The organism is Clostridiisalibacter paucivorans DSM 22131 (assembly GCF_000620125.1).
Lineage (GTDB): Bacteria > Bacillota > Clostridia > Tissierellales > Clostridiisalibacteraceae > Clostridiisalibacter > Clostridiisalibacter paucivorans.
In genome coordinates, this window is record NZ_KK211079.1 from 32,022 (window position 1) to 40,942 (window position 8,921).

Here is an 8,921-nt window from a genome sequence, read left to right on the forward strand (position 1 = left end):
CACGGTTATTACTTTACCTATGAGGAATTGAAACTTTCTTGAGTCATATATTGGTCATATTGAATTATGATGTTATTACTTTACCTATGAAGAATTAAAAATTTTTTAAGTTTAAATGGATATAGATATATGGTTATAAAAAATAAACATTTTTCGACAAAAGAAGTCCTTTTTTGACAGAGGGTTTCTTTTTTATTTTGTTGAAATATGTATATAGGAATCAAAAGTTTAAATTAAAAGGAGTTTTATATGAACAAGAAAGATAATAAAAATATACCTGTATCAACACATATATTTATGTTTCCATTTAAATGGGACATAAAAAAATCGGAGTTCAGTAATTCTGAATTAGATACTAATATTGTAGAAATAGACCGTAAACTAAAAAAAAATAATTGGGAAGTTAATGAATTTAAAATTGAGGATGATTTTGATTATGGAAGTTATATATATTTTTACCCTTTTGTAAGAAATGCCATATTAAATGGAGTAAAAAAAGAAAAAGATAAAAAAAATTGTATAGTAAATAATTATGAATATAAATTTGAAGAAGGTTATTATAATATTAAGTTAAAACAAAAAAAAGAAGAATATAAGCTTAAAATTAATTCTATTAAGTTGAAAATCTTTAATACAGGGGTAGGAATATTGTCATTTGAGACAGAAAATTATAGCAAAATTGATTTTTGTACTAAAGCTTTTGAAGATATACTTAATATAAATGATTTTGGAAGAAGAATATATCCTCAATTTTATCCTATGGATTGTGTAAAGAATAGCTTTTTAGCAGATGAATTATCTATAACATTAAACGATAAAAATGGATATCCAAGAAAAATAAAAGAGGATTTTACAGATGTATTACATACAATGTCAGATAGTACATATGGAAATTGTAGTAATCCTAGACAATATACATATATATCTAAAACAATTATGCAGATTTTAGGGAATGATGATTTTACATATTATAAAGAAGACAAACAAGATGATAGGATTTTAATAACACCTATTATTGATGATCGCATGTTTATTATTAACTTCATTAACAATAAATATATATCTTCACTATTAACTAAAAATATAGATAATAATAAAAAATGGGCAAAATTATTATTTGTAGATAATGATGATTTAACCATACAAGATGAAGATATGGTGCAAGACCTTATTAAAAAACATACTTATAGAAGATGGCTAAATTATGGAACGGTATATGGTATAACTAGATATTCTTTTTTAGGAGTTGCTGGAGATGCTTATTATGAAACAAATATATTGAGAAACCATTTTAAAACTATGTATTATGAGATGACTGCATTAGTATTGGCATTGAGGGCATCTATTATAAGTTTTTCTAATGAAGCAGCCAGTATATCTGCTTTTGAAATAGATAAAGAAAATAATGGTTCAGATCAAATATTAATATCTAAGATAGATAATTTATATAAGAGATATATAGAATTTGTGAATAGATTATATTTTAGAGAAGTTACAGCACAAGAACAAGGAATAGAAATTTATGAGATGCTAATAAATTCTATGAATATTGAAAGAGATATTAAGGATTTAAATAATGAAATAGAAAAATTATATAATTATGCTACATTAAAAGCTGAAAGAAATACTAATAAAAAGATTAATATAATAACATTAGTAGGGGCTTTAATTGCAATACCAAGTTTTTTCACTGGTTTTTTTGGCATGAATATTTTTGCAAACCCCAATGATTTAATAAAATGGTTTACAAATAAAACAGGTTTGATTTGGACTTATATGTATATAATATTTCCTATATGCATTATAAGTATATTTTTAAGGCAATATACACCAATAATTAGTATTGGTAAATTATATAATTTAATTAAAGATACTATTAAACATATGGATAATAAAGAAAGAATTATTGTAATTCTTTTGATAACTCTTTTGATAGTTCTATATAAATTTTAATAGTTTATATAAATTTAAAAATAAAATAAAGGACTGATATAATGAAAATATTTTGTGTTGATGCTGAAAGTGATGGTCTTTATGGAGATATTTTTGCTATTGGAGCTGTAGTTTATGATGGATATAAAGAAATAGATTGTTTTAATGGTAGCTCCCAGGTATTAGAAGTAAAGGATCAATGGGTAATAAAAAATGTAATACCAAATATAAAACATATAAATAAATATAATTCTCGATATGAATTAAGAAATAAATTTTGGGAATTTTATATGAAGTATAGAGAAGACTCTATTACTGTAGCTGATTGTCCATATCCAGTTGAATATAATTTATTTAAAAAATGTATAAATGATGATTTTGATAATAGAAAATGGTTAGGACCGTATCCTTTTATGGATATAGCATCAGTATTATTCATAAAAGGCATAGAGCCATTAAAAGATAGAGATATTATAATAAATAAACAGAATATTTTAAAGCATAATCCTTTAGAAGATGCAAGAACATCTGCCAAAGTATTGATAAAAATATTACAGGGGAAAGATGAATATTAAAGGGAGTGATAGGATTGTATAATACTGAATTACATAAACTGGAAGTAGAAATTAAGCAACATACCCCAATGATACATTTTCAACAACACTGTGAAGAAAATGCAACTTTAAGAATGACAGAACTTAAACCAAAGCTGGACAGATTTATTCATCAAAAATTTTTCAAAAAAAAGGATATTAAAGACTATGGAAAGTATTTAATTGGATATAATAATTCTACTGAATATAAATATGGAGATGTTAGACCATTTAACTATAGAGTAAAAGTACAAAATATAGAAAAAATAAGAAACAAACAGTTAAAAATAGGAGAATCATTCCCATTATTTTTTGCTAATATGGGAAAAAATAATGAAGATAAATATGGTTTTGTATTTTCTAATAATTTAAAGCTAGTATTTATATCTTTTTATGAAGATATAATTGATAATATAATTGAAGTTTTGCCAGAATTTTTTATGAAAAACAATTTTGGTACAAGGCAGTCTAAGGGTTTTGGATCTTTTTTTATAAATTCTAATAATGATTATAAATTAAATGGGGCAAGGGGTAAATTTAAAGATGTAGATAAAGTAAAAAAATTGAAATATCATTTTTCCATTCCAAACGAAAATACAAAAAATCAAGATATTTGGGATAAATATAAAGAAGTATTTGGGAACATAGACAAATTCTATAGTTATTTAAGAAGTGGATTAAGAAGGAACATAATAGATCCTCTTATTAAAGAATATAGTATAAGTAAGAAAATAAGATGGGACAAGGATGAAATTAAAAATAAATTATTTAGTGAAAAAAGTTGGAATGACGATTTAGAGCCTAAACTTATGAAAGATTTATTTGGTTTATCTACGAGCGAAATATGGGAAGGACAATTAATTGAAAAAAAAGACAAAGGGAAAGAAATAGAAAGGTTCCAGTCACCTATATTTTTCAAGATATTAGATGAAGAAGATAAGTTTGTAGTGCATTTTGAGGCTAAAGAAATTCCTAAAAGATATTTAGATCAAGAGTTTATCATTTCAAAAAAAGGTGAAGAAGGATTTAAATTAAAAACACCAGAAGAATTTGATTTTGATGATTTTTTTCATTTTGCATTTAATAGAGAGGAGTATCCTGGAGAAGTTAAAGCAATATTTGAAGATATAAAAAGAAATATGGAAGGGTGATAATGCATGTCTAAATATATAGGACTTACTATAGGACCTATTGGAGAAACTATGCAATCTGCGAGAGATACAGGACAGCTATGGGGAAGTAGTTATATATTTTCATATATTATGAAAAATATAATTAACAAATTGAAGGATGATAAAGAGTTTGTTTTGCCATATATAGATGATGAACTATTTGAAGGTAAAAATGAGATAGGACTTTTTTCGGATAGAATGATATTTAAAACAGAAAATGAAGATAAAGATATGGAGCAGTTAAAAAGTATAATTGATAGTATTTTAGAAGAACTATCAAATGAATTTTCAGATATACTTAAGGTTGATAAAAATAAAGTTAATATGTATGTTAAAAAATATTTTAAAATATATTATTTGTCACTAGATATAGAGGAAAATGAAGATCCTATTATGAAAATGAATAAATATTTGAGTTCTCTAGAATTGATGGAAAGCTATGTTCCTAATGAAAGCAGAAATTATTTAATAGAAGGATTAAGCAATAAAAATATAAAAAAAGGATTTCTATTTAATGATGCGTTTTGTAAAGATAATTTAAACTATATTAGGTCATTAGCAGAAATAGCAACAAAAGATATCTTAGAAGAAATTCAAAGATATGATATTTTTCGAGATGGCAATAAAAATGTAGAAGATGTTTACAATGACATTTACAAAGATTTAAAAAACAGAATATCAGATGATAAAAAATTTAAAAAGTATGATAAAAAAGCATATAAATATGTAGCTATAGTACAAGCTGATGGAGACAATATAGGTAAACTTATAGGATCGTTAAAGAATAATGAAGAAAGAAAAGAGTTTTCAAAAAAACTACTTAAGTTTGCAAAAGGATCTCATGAATTAATAAAGGAATATGATGGTATGACTATATATGCAGGAGGAGATGATATATTATTTTTTGCTCCTGTAATAAGAGAAGGTAGAAATATATTTAAGTTATTAAATGATATATCAAAAAAATTTGATTGTTCATTTAATGAATATGAGGATAATACGCCTAGTATATCTTTTGGAATATCTATTGTATATTACAAATATCAGTTATATGAGGCTCTTAAAAATACATCTAAATTATTATTTGACAGAGCAAAAAAATATGAATTAAGAGATAATAATAATAAAATAGATAAAAATGCAGTGTCTTTTGAAGTAATAAAACATAGTGGACAAGGGTTTGGATGCACATTTAATAAGAATAGTAAAGAGTATGAGGAATTTTTAAATATTTTGGATTGCTATTTTGATAATAAAAAAAGTATTTCATCAGTATATCATAGTTTAAATGCTGATAAAATGTTATTCAATGTATTTGATGATATAGAAAAACAATTTAACAACTATTTTGAAAATAAATTTAGAAAAGAAGTACATAAGGAACCTAATATAAAAGAGTTTATAAATTCAACAAAGAATATAACTAAGATAATTTTTAGTGAAGAGAATAAAGAAAGTAATGAAAAAGAAAAAAAAGAAATAGACAAAAAAATGGAAAGAATCAGTGCTATATTAAAAACTATTAAATTTTTCAATGAAAAAGGTGGGGAAGAGTAATGAAATACTTAATTAAATTAAAACCCATTGAAAACTTTTTCTTCGGTGGAGAGAAGACTTTTGAAAATAAAAATGAAAAAGGTGAAAGGGAAAATTATATAGTTACTTCTAAAGATTTTCCTCAGCAAACTACTATTTTAGGTATGATTAGAAAAGAGATAATAAGACAAAAAGGACTTTTAAAATCAAACTGGAATTATAATAATAAAGAAATGGAAAAAATCAAGGGATTAATAGGAAAAGGCAGCTTTAATATAAATAATACAGACCAAGAATTTGGAATTATTAATAAGATATCACCAGTATTTTTATATTCATCAAAAGAAAATAATTTTTATATAAAAATGCCTAAAGATCAAAATTTAAAATGTGAGAACAGCACAAAGAAATATATACCATTTAAGGCTGAAAAAAGAGTTAAGTCAAATTTTGGACAAGTATTACTTCCAGAAGAGTATAATGCTAAAAAAGGATTATCAAATCAATTTATTAGCTTTGATGGGAAAAATATCAAAGAATATAAAGATATATTTAGTGAAGATAAAAGGGTTGGTAATAAAAAAAATGTAGAAAACGAATTGGAAAAAGAAACTCTTTTTAAAGAAATTAGTTATAGATTAAATCCAAAGATATGTTTTTGTTTTACATTAGATATAAGAGATAATGATTTTAATTTAGAAGATAATATAGTATATTTAGGTGCAAATAAGTCAGCTTTTAAAATGGAGGTAGAAAAAACTGATATTGACTTAATAGAAAGAATAAAGATTGAAAGGAATAATGATAGAGTTTTACTATTAGGAGATACATATATTGAAGATGTTAGTGAATATTGCCAATTTTATGTAGCCACTACAACTGATTTTAGGAATAGAACAACACGATATTTTTTAGATAAAACAAAAAATAAATATACTTTTAATAGAATTAATACTAAATATACTTTTTTAGAAAAAGGTAGTGTTTTCTATTTGAAATTGGAAAAGAAAGAAGAATTTAAGAAGAAATTAGAAGAAAAAAAGAACATGAGGAAAATAGGATATAACATTTATTTAGATTAATGGAGGGGTTTCTATGGATAAAAAAAAGATTTATTTAATTAAATTATTTACTAATATGCATGTTGGAAGTGGAGATATTAATTATAATATAGTAGATAATGAAGTTCAAAGAGATATAGTAAATAAATATCCTGTAATTAATTCATCAAGTTTAAAAGGAGCATTAAAAGAATACTTTAGTAGTAAGTTAGGGAAAGAAAGCAATAAAGTTGTTCACATATTTGGTAATTCTGACAATATGGGAAGATATAAGTTTTTTAGTGGGAATCTTTTAACTATGCCAGTAAGAAGTAATAAAAATTATTTTTTTAGAGCTGTATGCCCTCAAACAATAAATAATTTCTTGAAATTTTTAAATTATTTTGGGGACGGGACTGAATTAGAAGAAGTTTTGAATAATTTTAAGGGATTAGTTAATGAAAATGAATGTGTTATATTTAGAGATTGTGGAAATGATGAGAATATTCAGATAGAAACTTATGACTGTTTAAAAAAAGATTTCAAAGATATTAGTAAAATAGAAAATTTAATAGGAACAAATATAGCTTTGTTGTCAAATGACATATTTGAAGATATAGTTAATAATTTACCAGTAATAGCTAGAAATCATCTTGAGAATGGTGAAAGTAAAAACCTTTGGTATGAAGAAGTTGTACCTAGAGAGTCAATCTTTTATTTTGGGGTTATATCGGATGGAGAATATATTGAAGATTTTGAGAATATACTTAGTGAAGATATGATTCAGATAGGTGCTAATGCTTCTATTGGTTATGGATATACTGAAATGTTTAAATTTAATGGATTAGTTGGTGATAAAAGATGAATAAAAGAAAAGTTGAGAATTATATGAGTAAAGCTATAGAGATTTTGAGACAAAAATTTAAAGACAAGCCAATACCTAGAGAATTCCGAGGTTATATATCTCAATTTGGAGCCAGTATAATACAAAGTGGATTAATGCCAGCAGTTGCATTTTTTCAAAATAGCAATTCTGAATCAAAAAAGGAACGTCCATTTATTATAAAGGCTATATTTAAAATTATAGATGAAGAAAAGTCAAATAAAGGAAGTTTATTAGAATATATTGACAAATATGAAGACAAAGAATATATAAAGGAAGACATACTTAATGCGGCTATAGCTTTAAAACTAGTACTAAAATCTTTTGATTTTGAAAAAAGTACTAACTAAGGGGGCAATAATGATATGCAAGGCAATTTAGGATATCTTTTTTATAAAGATTATTTTAGAAAAAATAATGAAATAAAAATAAAGAAACGAAAAGATAGGGAAAATGATTTTACACTTGATTTTGATGCAAAAAATAAAAATAAAAGAATATTAAACTATCAAATGGATATTGATGGAATTAATATAGACAAACATGAATCAGAAAATGTAATAGCTAAAGACTATTTTTGTTTAAAAGTTGATTATCCAGGATTATTGGTAGGTAGTGGGGTAATGCATGAAGTTGGAAATGAAGATGAAATTAAAATTGGACTTAATTTTGACTATACTACAGGATTACCAGTTATAAATGGTTCATCTGTAAAGGGGCTATTAAGGAATGCATTTAATTATAAAGAATACATAAAAACTATTATAGATAGCGAAGAAAATATAAAAACTGAATCTTGTAATATAGATATAGATAGATTGCGTGAAGAAATATTTTCTGGGTTTAGTTATTATAATGAAAAAAAAATAAGACAAAGAGCATATGATAGGGATATTTTTTTCGATGCTATCTTAAATATAACAGAGAATAAATCTAAAAAGATATTGAGTGAAGATTATATAACTCCTCATTATAAAGATGAATTTAAAAATCCTATACCTATTAAGTTTATTAAAATAAAATCTAATACTGTGATGAAATTCAGATTTAATTTAAAAAATGGTATACTAAAAACAAGTGAAAAATTGTTAATGTTTAGAAGGATATTGTTAGATTTAGGAATAGGAGCAAAGACCAATTTAGGATATGGAAATTTTGTCGAAACTTATGGCAAAGCTAAATTAATTGAATTAATAGAAAATAAAAAGGAAAAAGAAATTGATAAATTAAGTAGAGTTGAAAAAACAATTTACTTTGTAGACAAAGAATACTCTAACGAAAAACGTCATGATAAGTTAATAGATGCATTTAATGAATTAGATGAATTAGAAGAAGAAGAAAGATTAAAATTGGCAAGATATATAAAAGATGAATGGATTAAAATAGGTAAATGGGACACTAAAAAAAGAAAAAAACAAAAAAAACAATATGATAAAGTGCAGAAAATAAAACAGATATTAGATGAAGAATAACAATTGTCGTCGACCTACAGTAGTGCAAAAACCCCTGGAGGTCGACGACAATTATTTTTTTGTATAAAAATCAATATATTAAAGAAAATTACTATAATTAGAAGGATTTTTGATCTTTATGTAGAATAAGATATAAAGAATAAAATTAATTTGGAATAAATTGTACATTGACATGGATACCAAGTTGTAATGGGATATTACCTTACCTATGAGGAATTGAAACGGATATAGAGAGCCTAGTTTGATTGTTAATGTATTTAGATATTACCTTACCTATGAGGAATTGAAACGGC

The 8,921-nt window shown here is 24.3% G+C and carries 8 protein-coding genes; all 8 read left to right on the forward strand.

The features are described 5' to 3' along the window. The first annotated feature begins 249 nt into the window (after positions 1-249). The 8 genes from Q326_RS0116220 to cmr6 are packed head-to-tail and all read left to right on the forward strand — an operon-like array spanning position 250 to position 8,628. Positions 250-1,953 (forward strand): CorA family divalent cation transporter, encoded by a 1,704-nt coding sequence (locus Q326_RS0116220; RefSeq protein WP_026896295.1) that lies wholly within the window; start codon positions 250-252, stop codon positions 1,951-1,953. Positions 1,954-1,994: 41 nt separating this feature from the next. Then, on the forward strand, positions 1,995-2,507 hold the full coding sequence (locus tag Q326_RS0116225) for a hypothetical protein (protein WP_026896296.1): 513 nt from the start codon (positions 1,995-1,997) through the stop codon (positions 2,505-2,507). Between the two features lie 14 nt (positions 2,508-2,521). Then, positions 2,522-3,676 carry a hypothetical protein gene (locus Q326_RS0116230; RefSeq protein ID WP_026896297.1) on the forward strand — a complete coding sequence of 385 codons (1,155 nt, stop codon included), beginning with the start codon at positions 2,522-2,524 and terminating at the stop codon, positions 3,674-3,676. A 6-nt stretch (positions 3,677-3,682) separates the two neighbouring features. Further along, positions 3,683-5,254: a type III-B CRISPR-associated protein Cas10/Cmr2 gene (gene cas10 / locus Q326_RS0116235; protein WP_026896298.1), complete on the forward strand. Its 1,572-nt coding sequence runs from the start codon at positions 3,683-3,685 to the stop codon at positions 5,252-5,254. Next, on the forward strand, positions 5,254-6,315 hold the full coding sequence (locus tag Q326_RS0116240) for a type III-B CRISPR module-associated Cmr3 family protein (protein WP_026896299.1): 1,062 nt from the start codon (positions 5,254-5,256) through the stop codon (positions 6,313-6,315). The genes cas10 and Q326_RS0116240 overlap by 1 nt, the downstream gene beginning before the upstream one ends. A gap of 13 nt (positions 6,316-6,328) precedes the next feature. Next, on the forward strand, positions 6,329-7,138 hold the full coding sequence (gene cmr4 / locus Q326_RS17760; protein ID WP_051531596.1) for a type III-B CRISPR module RAMP protein Cmr4: 810 nt from the start codon (positions 6,329-6,331) through the stop codon (positions 7,136-7,138). Continuing rightward, positions 7,135-7,506 carry a type III-B CRISPR module-associated protein Cmr5 gene (locus tag Q326_RS0116250; protein ID WP_026896300.1) on the forward strand — a complete coding sequence of 124 codons (372 nt, stop codon included), beginning with the start codon at positions 7,135-7,137 and terminating at the stop codon, positions 7,504-7,506. The genes cmr4 and Q326_RS0116250 overlap by 4 nt, the downstream gene beginning before the upstream one ends. Positions 7,507-7,521: 15 nt before the next feature. Then, complete coding sequence (cmr6, locus tag Q326_RS18105; protein ID WP_051531598.1) at positions 7,522-8,628, forward strand: type III-B CRISPR module RAMP protein Cmr6; 1,107 nt, start codon at positions 7,522-7,524, stop codon at positions 8,626-8,628. The last annotated feature ends 293 nt before the right edge of the window (positions 8,629-8,921 follow it).

Coding starts and splice junctions, on each gene's coding strand:
- Q326_RS0116220 (WP_026896295.1), top strand. CDS start 250: ATGAACAAGAAAGATAATAAAAATATACCTGTATCAACACATATATTT.
- cmr4 (WP_051531596.1), top strand. CDS start 6,329: ATGGATAAAAAAAAGATTTATTTAATTAAATTATTTACTAATATGCAT.
- Q326_RS0116225 (WP_026896296.1), top strand. CDS start 1,995: ATGAAAATATTTTGTGTTGATGCTGAAAGTGATGGTCTTTATGGAGAT.
- cas10 (WP_026896298.1), top strand. CDS start 3,683: ATGTCTAAATATATAGGACTTACTATAGGACCTATTGGAGAAACTATG.
- Q326_RS0116240 (WP_026896299.1), top strand. CDS start 5,254: ATGAAATACTTAATTAAATTAAAACCCATTGAAAACTTTTTCTTCGGT.
- cmr6 (WP_051531598.1), top strand. CDS start 7,522: ATGCAAGGCAATTTAGGATATCTTTTTTATAAAGATTATTTTAGAAAA.
- Q326_RS0116250 (WP_026896300.1), top strand. CDS start 7,135: ATGAATAAAAGAAAAGTTGAGAATTATATGAGTAAAGCTATAGAGATT.